The organism is Dietzia sp. UBA5065 (assembly GCA_002415925.1).
Taxonomy (GTDB): domain Bacteria; phylum Actinomycetota; class Actinomycetes; order Mycobacteriales; family Mycobacteriaceae; genus Dietzia.
Genome location: DIAZ01000088.1, coordinates 8,714 through 25,616, shown reverse-complemented (window position 1 = coordinate 25,616; position 16,903 = coordinate 8,714). Strand labels below are relative to the sequence as shown.

The following is a 16,903-nucleotide window of genomic DNA, read 5'->3' as shown; positions in this document are numbered from 1 at the left end:
TGGATGGGATCGAACGTCCCGCCCATCACTCCGATGCGGCGCCCGGCGCCCGCGGCGGTCCCCGTCGTGGTCATGGTCGCCGAGTCTATCGGTCCGGACCGGCTTCAGCCCCCACCCGTGCCCCAGCCGTGGCGCACGCGGTGCCCGGAGGCGAGGTCGACGATCTCGACGGTGACCATCCCCGTGCCGTCCACCCGGTACGTCTCCTCGACCTCGCCGAGCGGGCCACCCTCCCAGCGGCGGACGGGCAACCCGGACAGCTCGCCCGGCTCACGTCCCTGCAGCGCCGGGTCGAAGGGGAACGTCACGGTGGCCAGCGGCGCGATGTCCCCGCGGGGTTCGCCGTCCGGGTCGACACGCGTGTACTCCACGAACCGGTATCGGCCCAGGTCGTGGGCGGGGCGGTAGCGCCGGGTCACGGTCGCGACCGATCCGGGGGCCACCTGGAGGTCCGGGGTGAGGAGCGGGTCGAACACCGTCCGGCGACCGTCATCCGACTCGCGGAACACCCCGACCCCCCGTGAGAGCCGGTCGGTGAGCGAGTACCCGGAACCGGGATCCGCGGCGATCGCCAGTCCGACCGCCGTGGACGCCCAGGGCATGGGCGAGCGGTGGACACGCCGCCCGAAGGTCTCCCGGAGGGTCCGGGGAACCAGCGGGAAACCGGACGCCCCGCCCACGAGGTACACCCCCGCGAGGTCCGCGAGGTCGGGGTCCCCGTCCAGCAACCCGTCCACCAGCGGCGCCATCGCGGCGACCGTGGCGTCGACGAGCGGGCGGCAGGCCTCGTACACCGAGTCCACGGTCAGCGTCACCGGCGTGCCGGCGACGTCGACCGCGACCCGCCGACTCTGCGGCGCGAGTCGCTCCTTGGCGTCGCGGCAGTCCTCCCGCAGGACCAGCCGGTCGGCGTGGTCGAGATCGGCGAGCGTCCTCCCCGCAGCGGACACGGCCAGCTCCACCAGCACGTCGTCGAGGTCGTCCCCGCCCAGCCGGTTGATGCCGACGGTGTCGAGCACCTCGTGGGCGACGCCGTCCACGGCGACGAGGGAGGCGTCGAAGGTGCCACCCCCGAGGTCGTAGACCACGACGCGGCGGCGCCGCCCGGTGACGGTCCCGGCGCGCCGGTGCGTGTACTCGAAACCGGCGGCCGAGGGCTCGTTGACCATGCCCTCGACGTGGAACCCGGCGTCGTGGAACGCGTCGAGGGTGAGGAACCGTTGGGCCCCCAGGGCGTGGGCGGGGACGGCGACGACGACGGGGCCGATCCCCTCGTCGGCGAGCCGCTCCGCCGCCGTCGAGTCGTGCACGAGGGCGGTGCGCACCGCGGCGAGGAAGCCCGGGAGGAGTTCGCCCACCGTCACCCGCACCGCGTCGGGGGCGTGCCGACCGCCGATCCGGACGGGGGTGTCGGCGGTGACGTCCGGCTCGGCCAGGAGGCGCTTGAAGGACCGCAGCACCGGATACCCGTCCGCCGCGGCGGCGAGCGCCTGGAAGCCGAACACGAGGCCGCCGTCGACGGCCGCGACGACGGAGGGGAACCCGTCGTGGGCGTCACCGTCGGGGTCGGTGAAGGCGACGACGGGGTAGTTTCCCCGGTCCACGGCGGCCACCACCGTGTGGGTGGTGCCGAAATCGATCCCGAGACGCATGGGACGAGCCTATCGGGGCACCCTCACACCGGGAGCAGGCCCGCGACGACCTTCGTCAGCTGTTCGACGTTGCGACACTCGTGCATGGGCACGTACTGGGCATACAACGAGGCGGCGGAGTCGCCGGTCCCCCACTGACGCCTGGGCTCGGGGTTGAGCCAGTGGGTGTGGCCGACCCGTTCGCTGACGAACTCGAGCGCGTCCACCGACGGGTCCCGGTAGTTGTTGCGGCCGTCCCCCAGGATGAGCAGCGAGCCGGTCCGGGTGAGCGTGTGGGCGTAGCGGTCGGCGAACCCCGACAGGGCGTGCCCGTAGTCCGAGTGGCCGTCGTAGGTGACGATCTCCGCCTCGCGGACCATCCGGCTCATCGCCGACCCGAGATCGGACCCGGTCTCGAAGAACGAGGTCACCTCGTCGGTGGTGTCGACGAACGCGAACACCCGGACGCGCGAGAACTGCTCGCGCAGGGAGTGCACCAGCTGCAGGGTGAAGTGGCTGAATCCCGCCACCGAGCCCGAGACGTCGCACAGGACCACCAGCTCTGGCCGCGCGGGGCGGGGCTTGCGGAGCACCAGCTCGACGGGCACCCCGCCGGTCGACATGGACCGGCGCATGGTCTTGCGCATGTCGATCGCCCCGTGCCGGTGCCTGCGCCGCCGCGCCGCCAGGCGGCTGCCGAGCTGCCGGGCGAGCGGCCCCACCCGGCGCCGCAGCGCCTGGAGGTCCTGGTCGTTGGCCCGGAGGAAGTCCACCTGCTCGGCGGCGGGTCCCACCGCGTAGTCGGCCACCCGGTCGCGGCCCACCGTCTCGGCCGTGCGCCGCCTGGTCTCGTCGGCGACCTCGCGCAGGAAGCCCCGCACCATGTCCGCCGCGGAGTTGGCGGCGGCCGACTTCTCGGCGTGCCTGGTGGCCCCGTCGGGGTCCATGGGGTCCGCGCCGAGCAGTCCGTCGAGGATCTTCCGCATGATCGCGGAGGTGTCGAGCGGGCTCAGCGCCTGATAGGCGGAGAACCTCTGCCCGCCCGCCGAGTCGTACGAGCCGAGCTGCTCCACCAGCAGTTCCGCCAGGGCCCGGGCCTTGGCCCGTGACTCCTCGGTGTCCTCGAGCAGCAGCGAGGCGATGAGCTCGTTCAGGGCCTCGGGATCCACCTTGCCGTCGTCGTCGGTCGGTATCTCCACCTCCAGGGTGGCGGCGTCCGGCGCCACGTGGGCACCGACGGCGGCCGGGAACCACAGGTCGAAGAGCTGGTCGAACACCCCGCGATGGGTGGCCTTGTGGAGGATCGTCGCGGCGAGCGCCTCCCGCAGCGCCGCGCGGTCGAGCAGGTCGATGTGCACCATCGCCGCCGCCGCGTCGACCGCCTCGCTGGGTCCGACGGGGATGCCCTTGCGGCGAAGGGCGCCCACAAAGTCGACGAGGTGTCCGGACATCCCGCCCGGCGTGCCCTTGGCCATGTGCCCGGTCTCCTAGTTGAGCCGCAGCTCGGCGGCCGCGCGAAGCTGGTCGGACTGGTGCTTGAGCACCACGCCGAGGGTCTGCAGGACGGTCTCGTCGTCGATCGTGTCCAGTCCCAGCGCCACCAGGGTGCGGCCCCAGTCGATCGTCTCGGACACGCTCGGCACCTTCTTCAGCGCCATCGCCCGCAGCACCCCGACCACGCGCACGAGCTGCTCGGCCAGCCGGTCGTCCAGCTCGGGAACCCGCGAGGCGAGGATCTTGCGCTCGAGCTCCGGGGTCGGGAAGTCGAGGTGGAGGTAGAGGCAGCGACGCTTGAGGGCCTCGGAGAGTTCCCGGGCCGCGTTGGAGGTCAGGACCACGAACGGCTTGCGCGTGGCCTCGATGGTGCCGAGCTCGGGGATCGTCACCGCGAAGTCGCTGAGCACCTCCAGGAGCAGGCCCTCGATCTCGATGTCGGCCTTGTCCACCTCGTCCACCAGCAGCACCGTGGGCTCGCTCCGGCGGATCGCGGTGAGCAGCGGCCGGGACAGCAGGAACTCCTCGGAGAAGACGTCGTCCCGCGTCGAGTCCCAGCCCTCACCCTGGCCGGCCTGGATGCGCAGGATCTGCTTGGCGTGGTTCCACTCGTACAGCGCCCGGGCCTCGTCCACGCCCTCGTAGCACTGGAGCCGGATGAGCTCGGCCTCCGTGGCCGCGGCGACCGCCTTGGAGAGCTCGGTCTTCCCGACGCCCGCGGGCCCCTCGATGAGCAGCGGCTTGCCCAGCCGGTCGGCGAGGTAGACGACGGTCGCGGTCGAGCGGTCGGCGAGGTACCCCTGCCCGCCGAGGGCGTCGATCACGTGGTCGATGCTCTCGAAGGCCGGTCGTTGGGCGGTGCGGGCTCGGTCCATGGGGTGGATCCTCTCGGTTCGGGGTCGTCGGTGGCGGGCCGCGGGCGGCCCGGGCGGGCGGACCTTACGGCCGCACGTGCCCCTTGCCGTGGGCGATCCACTTGGTGCTGGTGAGTTCCTCGAGCCCCATGGGGCCGCGGGCGTGGAGTTTCTGGGTGGAGATCCCGATCTCGGCGCCGAAGCCGAACATCTCCCCGTCGGTCCACGCGGTGGAGGCGTTGACCATCACGGCGGCCGCGTCGACCCGCGCGCAGAACCGGTCCGCCACGTCGATGCTGCGGGTGGAGATGGCCTCGGTGTGCCCGGAGGACCAGCGGGCGATGTGCTCGATAGCCCCCTCGACCCCGTCGACCACCTTGAGCGCGATGTCCATGCTGAGGTACTCCTCCCCCCAGTCCACGTCGTCGGCGGGCACCAGTCCCTCGCGGTCGCCGTGCACGGTGACGCCGGCGGCCTCGAGCGCCCCCACCACGCGGTCCACGGCGGCGTCGCCCAACTCCTCGTCGAGGAGCACCGTCTCGGTGGCGTTGCAGACGCTGCAGCGACGGGTCTTGCCGTTGAGCAGGAGGCTGATCGCCTCGTCCAGGTCGGCGTCTCCATGGATGTAGAGATGGCAGTTGCCGGTGCCGGTCTCGATGGCCGGCACCTTGGCGTTCTCCACCACCGCCTGGATGAGCCCGGCGCCACCCCGCGGGATCACCACGTCCACCAGGCCCCGGGCCTGGATGAGGTGGGTGACCGAGGAGCGGTCCTCCGACGGCAGCAGCTGCGCCGCGTCGACGGGCAGTCCGTACTCCGACAACACCCCACGCAGGACCGTGACCAGGGCCTCGTTGGAGTGCCGGGCGGACCGGGAGCCGCGGAGCAGGGCGGCGTTGCCGGACTTGAAGGCCAGGCCGAAGGCGTCGACCGTGACGTTGGGCCGACCCTCGTAGATCATCCCGATCACCCCCAGCGGCACGCGGACCTGGCGCAGCTCGAGCCCGTTCGGCCTCGTGGAGCCGCGGATGACCGACCCGATCGGGTCGGCCAGCCCCGCCACCTGGCGCAGCCCCCCGGCGATCCCGTCGATGCGAGCCGGGGTCAACCGCAGCCGGTCCAGCATCGCCTCACCGGTGCCGGCCGCCGCCTGCTCCTCGATGTCCCGGGCGTTGGCCTCGAGGATCCCGACCTCCGCGGCGATCAGGCCGTCGGCCGCCGCCAGCAGGAGCGCGTTCTTGCGGTCCGCGGTGAGCAACGCCAGCTCCCGCGCGGCGACGCGGGCCCGGCGGGCGGCGTCGTGGACGGCGTCCCGGGTCGGGTCCGCAGCGGGCCGATCGGCGTCCGTCTGGCCGGTGAGGTCGGGGGCGTCGAGATGGCTGGCAGTCATGCGTGCCAGCTTACCGATGTGGGTCGCCGCGCCCGTGGGCCCACGACGTCGGGCGCGGCCGACCACCTCGCCTAGGCCCGGACGAGGACGGTGATCATGAAGCCGCTGTCGTCCCCGAACGGCTGCAGGTCCCACGTCGACCAACGCTGCTGCACCCGGAGCCCGGCGCGGTCGGCGTCGCGGTCGAACTCCTCGCGGGTCCAGCCCCGGTCGAGTCCGAAGCCCACCACCAGGCGGCCGGCCCGGCCGTCGGTGCCCTCGTCCGCCGTGGTGAGCCGCGCGGCGAGGTTGGTCAGCACGGCGCCGCGGTCGGCGGGGTCGACAAAGGCCAGGACGTTGCCCGCCGAGACGGCGAGGTCGAACGGGCCGCGGGCCCACCCGTCGTCCGCCAGATCCGCGACCTCCCACGAGGCGTCGGGGCACGACCGGCGCGCCCGCTCGATCAGGTGCGGATCGAGGTCGACACCGGTGACGCGGTGGCCACGCGAGTGCAGGTAGGCGCCGGTGCGACCCTGGCCGCAGCCCACGTCGAGGATCCGGGCGCCGCGCGGGACCATCGCGTCGATCAGCCGCGCCTCGCCGTCGATGTCCACGCCGTCGGCCACCATGTCGTCCCACCGTCGGGCGTACCGCTCGGAGTGCTCGGGGTCGGCCTCCACGATCTGCTTCCATGTCTGTGCCATACGGCCCAGTATGGCCGCCGGGGGCGGAGGGCGTCGACGACGACGAGGGCGGCGACAGCCGGGCCGGCGGACCGGGGCGCCGGGTGCCCGCCCCCGCACCCTGAGCCGCGGCTGCCCTGTCGTAGCGGTGGGGCACGATGGGGCCATGACCTCGCCGGCGGACCGTCCCCATCCCGACCACCCGATCTCCGTGGACCGGGCGGCGCTGCGCGCGCGTGCCGACGAGTTGCTCGGCGCCCTGGCCGGGCCGGGCGCCGTCCTGCGCGAGGACCAGTGGGTGGCCATCGAGGCCCTGGTGGCGGACCGTCGGCGCGCCCTCGTGGTCCAGCGCACCGGCTGGGGCAAGTCCGCGGTCTACTTCATCGCCGCCCGGCTGCTGCGGGAACTGGGTTCCGGCCCCACCGTGATCGTCTCGCCGCTGCTGGCGCTCATGCGCAACCAGGTCGAGGCCGCCGCCCGGGCGGGGGTGCGGGCGGCCACCATCAACTCCGCCAACATGACCGAGTGGGACGAGGTGCGTTCGGCGGTGCGGGCCGGCGAGGTCGACGTCCTGCTGGTGAGCCCCGAGCGTCTCAACAACCCCGATTTCCGGGACACGGTCCTGCCCGCGCTCGCCGCGGACGCCGGGCTGGTGGTGGTCGACGAGGCCCACTGCGTCTCGGACTGGGGCCACGATTTCCGCCCGGACTACCGGCGCATCCGCACGCTGCTCGCCGACCTGCCCCGGGGCGTGCCGGTCCTGGCCACCACGGCCACGGCCAACGACCGTGTGGTCCGCGACGTGGCCCAGCAGCTCGGGGTCGGTGAGTCCGTGGGCGATGACACGCTCGTCCTGCGTGGCGGCCTGGATCGGGAGTCGCTGCGACTGTCGGTGGTGGACATCCCGGACTCCGAGAAGCGGGCCGCCTGGCTCGTGGAGAACCTGGGGTCCCTGCCGGGCAGCGGCATCGTGTACAGCCTCACCGTGGCCGCCGCCGAGGACATGGCTCAGCTCCTCACCTCCGCCGGCCACCGGGTCAGCGCCTACACCGGCCGCACCGACGCCGCGGAACGCGAGGAGCTGGAGCGCGCCCTGCTGGGCAACCAGGTCAAGGCGCTGGTCGCCACCTCCGCGCTGGGCATGGGCTTCGACAAGCCGGACCTGGGCTTCGTGGTCCACCTCGGAGCCCCGCCCTCCCCCATCTCCTACTACCAGCAGATCGGCCGTGCCGGGCGCGCGGCCGACCGCGCCGAGGTGGTCCTGCTGCCCGGGCCCGAGGACCGCGCCATCTGGAATCACTTCGCGTCGCTGGCGTTCCCGCCCGAGGACGTGGTGCGCAGGGTCATCGACGCACTGGACCCCGACCGGCCGCAGTCCACGCAGGCCCTGGAGCCGGCCGTCGATCTCGGCCGCACCCGCCTCGAGATGGTGCTCAAGGTCCTCGACGTCGACGGCGCGGTGCGGCGGGTCAGGGGCGGATGGGTGTCCACCGGGCAGTCGTGGCAGTACGACGCCCAGCGCTACGCGGGCCTGGCCCGGGCACGGCAGTCCGAGCAGCAGACGATGCTGGAGTACCAGCGCACCGGGTCCTGTCGCATGGAGTTCCTCCGCGCCCAACTGGACGACCCCACCCTGGACGAGTCGTCCGGCGGCTGCGGGCGCTGCGACAACTGCACGGGCGAGCGCCGCACCACCGAGGTCGACTCCGGTGCGCTGTCCCGGGCCCGCGACGCCCTGGAGAGGCCCGGCGTGGTGGTGCCGGCCCGCCGGCAGTGGCCCTCCGGCCTCGCGAAGCTCGACGTGCCGCTCAAGGGCAGGATCGCCGACGGACCGGAGGAGGGACGGGCGCTGGCCCGCCTGACCGATCTCGGTCTGGGGCAGAAGCTGCGGTCCCTGCTCGCCGAGCCCGACCAGGAGGCACCCGAGTGGCTGGTCCGCTCGTGCGTCCCCGTCCTGCGCGAGTGGGGCTGGGCGGACCGGCCCACCGGCGTCGCCGCCCTGCTCACCGGGCAGCACCCCCGACTCGTCGTGAGCCTGGCCCGGGCCCTGGCGCGGATGGGCCGCATGGAGCCCCTCGGGGAGATCACCCGGGACCCGGCGCTGCCCGCGGTGACCGCCCAGAACTCGGCCTACCGGGTGGCCCAGTTGTGGGGCACCTTCACCGGTCCCGGGGTGAGCCCGGACGGGCCCGTCCTGCTGGTCACGGACCTGCTCGGGACCGGCTGGACGGTGACCGAGGCCGCGCGGCACCTGCGCACCGCGGGAGCGCCCGCGGTCCTCCCGCTGGCGATCGCCTCCGCCGGCTGAGCCGGGAGCGGCGGTGTCAGCGGACCGCCTCAGGCCTCGCGCGCCATCGCGCGCCCGGCCTTCATGCCGGAGAAGATGCAACCGCCGAGGAAGGTGCCCTCGAGCGCGTTGTACCCGTGGACGCCGCCGCCCCCGAACCCCGCGACCTCGCCCGCCGCGTACAGGCCCGGGAACACCTCTCCCTCGGGGGTGAGGCACTGCGAGTCCAGGGTGGTCTCGATCCCGCCGAGGGTCTTGCGGGTCATGAGGTGCACCTTGACGCCGATGAGCGGCCCTCCCGACCCGGCGGCCGAGCCCCTGCTCGGTCCCGAGTCCGCGAGCAGCCGGTGCGGCTTGGCCAGCCGGGTGAGCTTGTCGGTGAGCACCCGTCGGGCATTGTGGATGGCCTGGACCTGGGCGTCCTTGGCGAACGGGTTGTCCATCTGCCCGTCCATCGCCAGGACGAATTCGCGGACTCGGTCCACGTCCAGCGCGGGCTCGCCCTCTCTCAGGGTGTCGTTCAACCCGGCGACCAGTTCCTCGATGGTGTCGGCCACCACCCAGTCCACACCCTTCTCGGCGAAGTCGGCGATCGACGGCGGCAGGCCGCCACCAGCCTTGGAGGCGAACTTCTTCAGGCTCTTGTCCGTCAGTTCCGGGTTCTGTTCGGAGCCGGAGAGGATGAACTCCTTGCCCGCGATCGCCGAGTCGAGGATGAACCAGGAATGGTCGTGACCGGCCCTGCGGATCGCCTCCACCGACGCCGTGGTGTGGAATCCGGGGAAGAGCGGCACCGGCATCCGGTCGCCGTTGCCGTCCAGCCACAGGGTGGACGGGCCGGGGATGATGCGGATCGCGTGAGAGGGCCAGATGGGCGCGAAGTTCGACACGCCCTCCGTGTAGTGCCACATGCGGTCGCGGTTGACCAGGTTCACGCCTGCGGCCTCGGAGATCTCCAGCATCCGGCCGTCCACGTGCTCGGGCACGCCCACGATGAGGTGCTCGGGAGCCGGGCCGAGGCGGTCGGTGGGCCAGTACCGACGCACCAGGTCCGGGTTGCCGCCGATCCCGCCGGAGGACAGCAGCACCGCACCCGCCCGGAACTCGAACTCCCCGGTCTCCTCGCGCGGGGAGGCCACCCCGCGGTCCAGGTCGCAGGGCACGAGCGTCGCGCCGCGCACGCCGACGGCCCGACCGTCCTCCACCACGATCTCGTCCACCCGGTGGCGCACGGCGAACCGCACCAGCCCCTCCCGGGCCGCCTCCAGCACGGGCTCCTCGAATACCCGGACCACCTCGGGTCCGGTCCCCCACGTCACGTGGAAGCGCGGCACGGAGTTGCCGTGACCGGCCACGTCGCCGCCGCCGCGCTCGGCCCATCCGACGGTGGGGATGATCCGCAGCCCCAGGTCGTGGAGGTACTTCCGCTTCTCCCCGGCGGCGAACTCGACGTAGGCACGCGCCCACTCCCGGGGCCGCTGGTCCTCCGGGCGGTCGAAGCCGGCGGATCCGAGCCAGTCCCGCCACGCCAGGTCGAGCGAGTCGGAGATCCCGATCCGGCGCTGCTCGGGGGTGTCCACCATGAAGAGGCCACCGAGCGACCAGAACGCCTGGCCGCCGAGGTTCTTCTCGTTCTCCTGGTCCACCACCAGGACCTTCCTCCCGGCGCGGCTGGCCTCGTAGGTCGCCACGAGGCCCGCGAGCCCGTGACCCACCACGATCACGTCGGGGCTGAAACCGGGCTCGGGTGCGGGCAGCGGCCCGGTGTTGGCGGCACGGGACATCGACGGCGGCTGCCAGGCCGGATACGTGGGGTGGACGGGACGGGCGTCGCCCGAAGTGCGTGCGGAATTATTCACGGGTTCAGTGTGCCGCCTGGGCACGCCCCGCGTGCGCTGCACCCCGCGTGCGCTGCAACGCGCGTGGGGCGCGTCAGAGGCCGCCGACGGCCGTGATGGACTGCAACACCACGTCGACATCCCGCCACAGACCGAGGACCTGCCCGGCGGCCACCGGAGCCACCGCGGGGTCCTGCAGCGCCAGTCCGTGCGAGAACGCCAGGAGGCTGTACGCCTGGTCCCCGAACCGCAGCAGTGCGCCGGAGCCGACGCCCGGGCCGGTGACCGCATCGATCGCGGGACCGACCACGTAGAGATTCCACAACGGACCGAGATCCGCACCGTAGACCTCGAGGGTCCGATCGATGATGAGTCGTCGGTGATCCGCGATCCCTCCGACGATCTCCAGGTAGCCGCCGACGTCCTCGGGGACGGCGTCGGTCGCGGCGACCGCCCGGGCCAGGTCCACCGTGAGGTGGGCGTTATACCCCGTCATCGCCACGAATGCCGGGCGCTGGCGGCAGTCGACGGCCAGGGAGAAGTAGCGCGCCCAGTGCTCGTCGACCGGCGCACCGGAGAAGTGGGCGTGCAGAGCGGTGAGATAGGGCTCGAGCAGCACGAGACTGAGCTTCCGCGCCCACTCCGGGTCGGGGGCGACGCCCCTGCGCTGCAGCGGGAGAACCGGGTCCGACTCGACCTCATCGAGGCCCACGCCGAAGAGCCCCCGTCGGTCTCCGTGTGCGGCGAGAAGATCTCCCACCTCGCGACTCCGTGCCGTCCGACGCTCCAGTTCCTCCAGAGTCGACAGGGCCGGCGACGCGTCGGGCGCGGTGAGGTCGCGTAGCCGTGCGAGGTCACCGTCGCCGAGTGGAGTCCCACATGCCTGCCGCGGGACGATCCCGGGCACCGGGTCCGGTGGGTCGGGCACGGCCCGGGCCGACTCGGCGGTCGACGACACGGTCGGCGGTTCGGCCGACGCGACGCCGGACGTGCCGGCGCCCGTCGTCAGGCATACCGCCACCACCACGGCAACGGAGCGGGTCCACGAGCGGATCATCAGCGGACGGTAGCGCTGCGCCCCGACCACCGCCACCGGCCCCGGGGCCTCGGGGCCCCGGGGCCCCGTGGCCGGTACCGTGACCGGCATGCGGATCCACCAGCTCAACTGCGGGACCATGGCGGGCCGAACCCCCACGCGGATCCTGCTGCTGGAGGCCCCTGGCGGCCTGGTGCTGGTCGACTCCGGGATCGGCCTGGGGGACATCGCCGACCCCGCGACCCGCCTCGGGCCGCTGCGCCACGTCCTGCGCCCGGCGCTGGACCCCGCCGAGACCGCGGTCCGTCGCATCGAGGCGCTCGGGCTGGACCCCCGGGACGTCCGGCACATCGTGATCACCCACCTCGACCTGGACCACATCGGCGGCCTGGCCGATTTTCCCGCGGCCGAGGTCCACGTCGCGTCCGAGTGCCTCACGTGGGCGGTGCGCACCCCCCGGCTCCCCGAGCGTCGCCGGTACCGCAGGGCCCAGTGGTCCCACGGGCCCCGGTTCACCGAGTACGTCTACGGCACCGATCGGTGGGAGGGATTCCGCGTCCGAGACCTCGACCACGTGGTCGAGGGGATGCTGCTCGTGGATCTGCCGGGGCACACCGCCGGGCACGCGGGGGTGTACGTGCCGGGTGATGACGACGAGGTCGACGTCCTGCACGCCGGAGACGCGTTCTACCACCGCGGACAGGTCGACCCGACCGTCCGCCACCCCGGGGTGGTCGCCGCCGGGGAACGCGTCATGGCCCTCCAGCCGTCCGCCGTGGGGATCACCCATTCCCTGCTGGCCGCGGTGGCCGCCCGGCGCCGGGGCGACCTGCACGTGGTCTGCGCACACGACCCCTCGGGCCCCGGGGGCTCGTGATGGTCCGGATACGCGAGACCGCCTGGACGCCCGCCGAGCGGACGGATCCCGACCCCGATCTGCCCGACCGCGCCGCCTCGCTCGCCCGCCTCCTGCGCGGCCGTCGGGCCGCCGTCCTCACCGGCGCCGGGATCTCCACCCCCTCGGGAATCCCCGACTACCGGGGCCCCGACTCCCCCGGCCGCACCCCGATGACGTTCCAGCAGTTCGTGGGCGACCCCGGGTTCCGGCGCCACTACTGGGCGCGCAACCACCTGGGGTGGCGGCACATGGAGGCCGCGCGGCCCAACGCCGCGCACCTGCTCCTGGCGGACTGGGAACGACGCGGCCTCGTGACCGGGGTGGTCACCCAGAATGTGGACCTGCTGCACCTCAAGGCCGGCAGCCGCCGGATCGTGGACCTGCACGGCACCTACGGGGTGGTCACCTGCCTCGACTGCGGACTCCGGCAGAGCCGCTGGGCGCTGCACGAGGACCTGGACCGGCTCAACCCCGGCTTCGCCGACCGCGTGGCGACCCTCGGCGCGATCGAGGTGGCACCCGACGCGGACGCCGTCCTCACCGACACCTCCGACTTCCGCATGGTGGACTGTCCGGCCTGCTCGGGCGTGCTCAAGCCGGACATCGTCTACTTCGGCGAGAACGTCCCCGCGGACCGTGTGCACGCGGCCAACGCCATGGTGGACTCCTCCGACCTCCTCGTCGTCGTCGGATCCTCCCTCACGGTCCGGTCCGGATACCGGTTCGTACGGCGGGCGGTGACCTCGGGCGTGCCGGTCGTGGTGGTCAACCGCGGCCGCACCCGGGCCCACGACGAGGCCACCCTCACGGTGGACGGCGACTGCGTGGAGGTGCTCTCCCTGGTCGACCGGGCCCTGTGATCCGCCCGGGTCGACCGTGCCCTCACCGACGGCCGGTGGAGATCAGAGGGCCACGAGGTCGTCGGCGTGGACCAGCGGGCGCCCCTGGCCCCGGTTCTCCGCACCCTCGGCGCGCTCGACCAGCCGGGCGCGGACCTCGATCGAGTCGTACTGGGCTATGCCGCGGGCCACGGCCCGGCCGTCGGAGTCGTGCAGTTCGACCACGTCGCCGAAGTGGAACAGCCCCTCCACGCCGGTCACCCCCGCCAGCAGCAGCGACCGTCGGGACCCGGTCACCGCACGGACCGCGCCGTCGTCGAGCAGCACCGACCCCCGTGCGTCGGCGGCGTGGCGGACCCAGAAGCGCCGGGCGGTCATCCTCTCGGGTCGGGGGGCGAAGACCGTTCCCACACCCGGGTCGGCCGCGAGGGCCTCGGGGGCCAGCCCGGCGGCGGTGAGCAGGACCGGGATCCCCGCGTCGGCGGCCAGCCGGGCCGCGGCGAGCTTGGACGCCATCCCGCCGGTGCCCAGCGCCCCGCCGGCGCCGGCCACCACGCCGTCCAGGTCGTTCTCCCCGCCGACCATCGTCACCGCGGTGGCGTCGCCCTTGCGGGGGTCGGAGTCGTACAGCGCGTCCACGTCCGAGAGCAGGACGAGGGCGTCCGCGCTGATGAGGTGGGCGACCAGGGCGGCCAGCCGGTCGTTGTCGCCGAAGCGGATCTCGTTGGTGGCCACCGTGTCGTTCTCGTTGATCACCGGGACCGCGCGCAGCGTCCGCAGCCGGTCCAGGGTGCGCTGTGCGTTGGCCGCGCTCTCCCGCCGCCCGATGTCGCCCGCGGTGAGCAGGACCTGCCCCACCACGCGGTCGTAGCGCGCGAAGGAGTCGCCCCACGCCCGGGCCAGCTCGAGCTGCCCCACGCTGGCGGCGGCCTGCTTGGCGGCCAGCGTCGAGGGCCTGACGGTCATCCCGAGCGGAGACATCCCCGCACCGATCGCGCCGGAGGAGACGACGAACACGTCCGACCCCGCCGCCATCCGCGCCTGGCAGACGTCGGCCAGCGCGTCGAGTTGGGGCCGCCGGATCCCGCCGCCGAAGCTCGTGATGGCGGAGGACCCGATCTTGACCACCACGCGGCGGGCCGCGCCGATGCGGCGGCGCAGCTCCCGCTCCGGACTCACTCCAGGATCTCCTCGTCGGGGTCGATGAGTCCGCGACGCACCCGCTTGCGGTACTTGCGCTCGGCGGCACCCACCCGGTCGTCGGCCTCCAGACGGACGTCGGTCCCCCGACCCGTCCGCATGAGGTCCACGCCAGCCGGGGTCTGCGGCTCCCAGTCGAACGACACGCCGCCGATGGTGACCGTGCACCCCTCCTGCGCGCCGGCCTTGATGAGGGCGGTCTCCACGCCCAGCCGGGACAGACGGTCGGCGAGGAAGCCCACGGCCTCGTCGTTCTCGAAGTCGGTCTGACGGATCCACCGCTCGGGCTTGACCCCCGTGACGATGAACGCACCGGCCTCGACGGGATCCTTCCGGACCCTGAACTCCTCCACGTCGACCGCCCTGGGCCGCAGCACGATCCGCTCCGGCGCCGCCGGCGGGTTGGCCTTGCGGTGCGCCTTGATCAGCTCGTAGAGCCCGTACCGCAGCTCGTCGAGCCCCTTGTGCGCGACGGCGGAGATGGCGTAGACCGGCCAGCCCTTGGCCTCGAAGTGGGCGGTGACCATCTCCGCCATGTCCGCGGCGTCGGGGATGTCGATCTTGTTGAGCACCACCACGCGCGGCCGGTCCGCCAGGTCGCCCAGCCCGGCGTCGGCGAGCTCCGGCTGGTAGGCGGCGAGCTCGGCCTCGAGCGCGTCGACATCGGAGATCGGGTCCCGGTCGGACTCCAGGTTCGCGCAGTCCACCACGTGGGCGAGCACCGCGGTGCGCTCGATGTGCCGCAGGAAGTCCAGACCGAGCCCGCGGCCCTCGCTCGCCCCGGGGATGAGGCCCGGCACGTCGGCGATCGTGTACGTGTCGTCGCCCACCGAGACCACGCCGAGGTTGGGGGCCAGGGTCGTGAACGGGTAGTCGGCGATCTTCGGCTTGGCGGCCGAGAGCACGGACACGAGCGAGGACTTGCCCGCCGACGGGAACCCCACGAGCCCGACGTCGGCCATGGACTTGAGCTCGAGCGTCAGGTCGCGGACCTCGCCGGGCTCACCGAGCAGCGCGAAGCCCGGGGCCTTGCGGGCGCGGGAGGCGAGCGCGGCGTTGCCGAGGCCGCCCTTGCCGCCCTCGGCGGCGACGAACCGGGTCCCGGCGCCGGTGAGGTCGGCCAGGACCTCACCGTCCTCGTCGAGCACGACGGTCCCCGGCGGGACCGCCAGGACGAGGTCGTCCCCGTGCGCGCCGTTGCGGTTGGCGCCCATACCGGGCTCTCCCTTGCCGGCGCGTGCGTGGGGCCGGAAGTGGAAGTCCAGCAGGGTGTGGACCTGCGGGTCCACGACCAGAACGACGTCCCCACCGGTGCCGCCGTTACCCCCATCGGGGCCGCCGAGCGGCTTGAACTTCTCGCGGTGCACGGACGAGCAGCCACGGCCGCCGTCCCCGGCCGCGAGGTGGAGCACTACGCGGTCGATGAATCTCGACATGGTGCGGACTCCTCCTGCTGGTCGTGGGTCGTACGGGGTGTGGCGGAAATGCTCTCGGGGACCGGGCGTGGGGTCCTGAAGACCCCGCCCGGCCCCCGAGGGCGAATCGCGTCAGTTGCTACCGGGTCAGGCCTCGGCGCCGACGGGCACGATGTTGACGGTCTTGCGTCCGCGCTTGGTGCCGAACTCGACCGCACCGGCGGCGAGGGCGAACAGCGTGTCGTCGCCGCCACGGCCCACGCCGACGCCCGGGTGGAACTTGGTGCCACGCTGGCGCACCAGGATCTCGCCGGCGTTGACCTCCTGGCCGCCGAAGCGCTTCACGCCGAGGCGCTGCGCGTTGGAGTCACGACCGTTACGGGTGCTGGATGCGCCCTTCTTACTTGCCATGTCCGAACCCCTCCTTCAGGGAAGACGCCCGAGGGCGCTGAGCTGGTGGCCTAGGCGGCCGCGGTGGATTACTTGATACCGGTGATCTTCAGGACCGTCAGCTTCTGCCGGTGGCCCTGACGCTTGTGGTACCCGGTCTTGTTCTTGAACTTGTGGATCCGGATCTTGGGTCCCTTGGTCTGCTCGACGATCTCGCCGGAGACGGTGACCTTGGCCAGGGCGTCGGCGGCGGAGGTGACGGTCGAGCCGTCGACCACGAGGATCGGGGAAAGGGACACGGAGGTGCCGGCCTCGCCCTCGATCTTCTCGACCTTGACGTGGTCCCCTTCGGCGACCTTGTACTGCTTGCCGCCGGTCTTGACGATCGCGTACATGGAGGGCTTCCCCTTGCTTCTCGGGTGTGTGGCTGCCGTGGGGCGTCCACACCTAATGTGCGGTGTTCTCTCTTGCCCGTCGACTCTCATCGACGAGGATCGCCGGCCCGGTCGGCCCTTTCAGGCCCGGCCCGCGACTTCTCGCGCGACGACATAGCGCCGCGACGAGCGACTTGTCAAGGTTACGGCCCGGCGGTGCAGCAGGTCAAACCGACCATCCCACCGGGCCCGGAACCTCTAGTGATCGGCGTCCCCCGGAGCGATCGTCGACCGGGTCGCGCGCCGCCGGGCGGGCCGCTGACGCGGTTCCGCGACGACGGCCGTGGGTGCCTGCGCCAGGGGCGCGGCCGCGACGGGCACCACCGCGACCGGCGCGGCCGCCTGGTCGGCATCCGCGGGTGCGGCGGAGCCGGCCTCGCGACGGGTGGACCGCCTGCGGGGCCGTCGACCCGACGATTCCTCGACCGGGCCGGCGTCCGCCGAGGGCGGCGAGGCCGGGGTCCCCGGGGTGCTCGACGCGATCTCGTCGGCCGGCGCGGCGGGCTCCACGGTCCGGACGTCCTCGCCGGCAGCG

At 73.1% G+C, this 16,903-nt stretch carries 14 protein-coding genes and 1 pseudogene; 3 read left to right on the top strand and 12 right to left on the bottom strand.

Annotated elements, in window-relative coordinates:
• Positions 1-104: 104 nt before the first annotated feature.
• From B4M60_RS06760 to B4M60_RS06740, 5 genes are all read right to left on the bottom strand, one after another.
• The gene (locus tag B4M60_RS06760; protein WP_291081502.1) at positions 105-1,652 is read right to left on the bottom strand and encodes an Hsp70 family protein; all 1,548 of its coding nucleotides are present in this window, start codon (positions 1,650-1,652) and stop codon (positions 105-107) included.
• Between the two features lie 23 nt (positions 1,653-1,675).
• Positions 1,676-3,106, bottom strand: coding sequence for a vWA domain-containing protein (locus tag B4M60_RS06755; RefSeq protein ID WP_291081501.1), 1,431 nt, complete (start codon positions 3,104-3,106; stop codon positions 1,676-1,678).
• A gap of 12 nt (positions 3,107-3,118) precedes the next feature.
• Positions 3,119-4,000, bottom strand: a complete 882-nt coding sequence (locus B4M60_RS06750; protein WP_291081500.1) for an AAA family ATPase — start codon at positions 3,998-4,000, stop codon at positions 3,119-3,121.
• A gap of 64 nt (positions 4,001-4,064) precedes the next feature.
• Positions 4,065-5,369 carry a glutamate-5-semialdehyde dehydrogenase gene (locus tag B4M60_RS06745; RefSeq protein ID WP_291081498.1) on the bottom strand — a complete coding sequence of 435 codons (1,305 nt, stop codon included), beginning with the start codon at positions 5,367-5,369 and terminating at the stop codon, positions 4,065-4,067.
• A gap of 71 nt (positions 5,370-5,440) precedes the next feature.
• Positions 5,441-6,052, bottom strand: coding sequence for a class I SAM-dependent DNA methyltransferase (locus tag B4M60_RS06740; protein WP_291081496.1), 612 nt, complete (start codon positions 6,050-6,052; stop codon positions 5,441-5,443).
• Between the two features lie 145 nt (positions 6,053-6,197).
• Here B4M60_RS06740 and B4M60_RS06735 point away from each other — a divergent pair, with 145 nt between their 5' ends.
• Positions 6,198-8,339, top strand: a complete 2,142-nt coding sequence (locus tag B4M60_RS06735; protein ID WP_291081494.1) for a RecQ family ATP-dependent DNA helicase — start codon at positions 6,198-6,200, stop codon at positions 8,337-8,339.
• 29 nt (positions 8,340-8,368) lie between these two features.
• Here B4M60_RS06735 and B4M60_RS06730 read toward each other — a convergent pair whose 3' ends face one another.
• Positions 8,369-10,102 (bottom strand): FAD-binding dehydrogenase, encoded by a 1,734-nt coding sequence (locus tag B4M60_RS06730; RefSeq protein ID WP_291081508.1) that lies wholly within the window; start codon positions 10,100-10,102, stop codon positions 8,369-8,371.
• A gap of 148 nt (positions 10,103-10,250) precedes the next feature.
• Positions 10,251-11,303 carry a DUF5995 family protein gene (locus B4M60_RS06725; protein WP_291081492.1) on the bottom strand — a complete coding sequence of 351 codons (1,053 nt, stop codon included), beginning with the start codon at positions 11,301-11,303 and terminating at the stop codon, positions 10,251-10,253.
• Here B4M60_RS06725 and B4M60_RS06720 point away from each other — a divergent pair.
• Together B4M60_RS06720 and B4M60_RS06715 are read left to right on the top strand one after the other, a co-directional pair.
• Positions 11,302-12,069 (top strand): MBL fold metallo-hydrolase, encoded by a 768-nt coding sequence (locus B4M60_RS06720; protein ID WP_291081490.1) that lies wholly within the window; start codon positions 11,302-11,304, stop codon positions 12,067-12,069. The genes B4M60_RS06725 and B4M60_RS06720 overlap by 2 nt on opposite strands.
• Entirely contained in the window at positions 12,069-12,950 is an 882-nt protein-coding gene (locus B4M60_RS06715) for a Sir2 family NAD-dependent protein deacetylase (protein ID WP_291081488.1), read from the top strand. The genes B4M60_RS06720 and B4M60_RS06715 overlap by 1 nt, the downstream gene beginning before the upstream one ends.
• Before the next feature lie 42 nt (positions 12,951-12,992).
• Here B4M60_RS06715 and proB read toward each other — a convergent pair whose 3' ends face one another.
• The 5 genes and pseudogenes from proB to B4M60_RS06690 all read right to left on the bottom strand — a co-directional run.
• Positions 12,993-14,108, bottom strand: coding sequence for a glutamate 5-kinase (gene proB / locus B4M60_RS06710; protein ID WP_291081486.1), 1,116 nt, complete (start codon positions 14,106-14,108; stop codon positions 12,993-12,995).
• Positions 14,105-15,565: a GTPase ObgE gene (obgE, locus tag B4M60_RS06705; protein WP_291081484.1), complete on the bottom strand. Its 1,461-nt coding sequence runs from the start codon at positions 15,563-15,565 to the stop codon at positions 14,105-14,107. Before obgE ends, proB begins: the two co-directional genes overlap by 4 nt.
• 126 nt (positions 15,566-15,691) lie before the next feature.
• Positions 15,692-15,955, bottom strand: a complete 264-nt coding sequence (gene rpmA, locus B4M60_RS06700; RefSeq protein WP_291081482.1) for a 50S ribosomal protein L27 — start codon at positions 15,953-15,955, stop codon at positions 15,692-15,694.
• Between the two features lie 68 nt (positions 15,956-16,023).
• Positions 16,024-16,329 (bottom strand): 50S ribosomal protein L21, encoded by a 306-nt coding sequence (gene rplU, locus B4M60_RS06695; RefSeq protein WP_291081480.1) that lies wholly within the window; start codon positions 16,327-16,329, stop codon positions 16,024-16,026.
• Positions 16,330-16,566: 237 nt separating this feature from the next.
• Positions 16,567-16,903, bottom strand: a pseudogene (locus tag B4M60_RS06690) (hypothetical protein); the annotation flags it as partial.

What these genes read in the sequence shown, in the direction of transcription:
- B4M60_RS06760 (WP_291081502.1), bottom strand. Translation starts at nt 1,652, where the DNA reads ATGCGTCTCGGGATCGATTTCGGCACCACCCACACGGTGGTGGCCGCC.
- B4M60_RS06755 (WP_291081501.1), bottom strand. Translation starts at nt 3,106, where the DNA reads ATGGCCAAGGGCACGCCGGGCGGGATGTCCGGACACCTCGTCGACTTT.
- B4M60_RS06750 (WP_291081500.1), bottom strand. Translation starts at nt 4,000, where the DNA reads ATGGACCGAGCCCGCACCGCCCAACGACCGGCCTTCGAGAGCATCGAC.
- B4M60_RS06745 (WP_291081498.1), bottom strand. Translation starts at nt 5,369, where the DNA reads ATGACTGCCAGCCATCTCGACGCCCCCGACCTCACCGGCCAGACGGAC.
- B4M60_RS06740 (WP_291081496.1), bottom strand. Translation starts at nt 6,052, where the DNA reads ATGGCACAGACATGGAAGCAGATCGTGGAGGCCGACCCCGAGCACTCC.
- B4M60_RS06735 (WP_291081494.1), top strand. Translation starts at nt 6,198, where the DNA reads ATGACCTCGCCGGCGGACCGTCCCCATCCCGACCACCCGATCTCCGTG.
- B4M60_RS06730 (WP_291081508.1), bottom strand. Translation starts at nt 10,102, where the DNA reads ATGTCCCGTGCCGCCAACACCGGGCCGCTGCCCGCACCCGAGCCCGGT.
- B4M60_RS06720 (WP_291081490.1), top strand. Translation starts at nt 11,302, where the DNA reads ATGCGGATCCACCAGCTCAACTGCGGGACCATGGCGGGCCGAACCCCC.
- B4M60_RS06725 (WP_291081492.1), bottom strand. Translation starts at nt 11,303, where the DNA reads ATGCCGGTCACGGTACCGGCCACGGGGCCCCGGGGCCCCGAGGCCCCG.
- B4M60_RS06715 (WP_291081488.1), top strand. Translation starts at nt 12,069, where the DNA reads ATGGTCCGGATACGCGAGACCGCCTGGACGCCCGCCGAGCGGACGGAT.
- obgE (WP_291081484.1), bottom strand. Translation starts at nt 15,565, where the DNA reads ATGTCGAGATTCATCGACCGCGTAGTGCTCCACCTCGCGGCCGGGGAC.
- rpmA (WP_291081482.1), bottom strand. Translation starts at nt 15,955, where the DNA reads ATGGCAAGTAAGAAGGGCGCATCCAGCACCCGTAACGGTCGTGACTCC.
- rplU (WP_291081480.1), bottom strand. Translation starts at nt 16,329, where the DNA reads ATGTACGCGATCGTCAAGACCGGCGGCAAGCAGTACAAGGTCGCCGAA.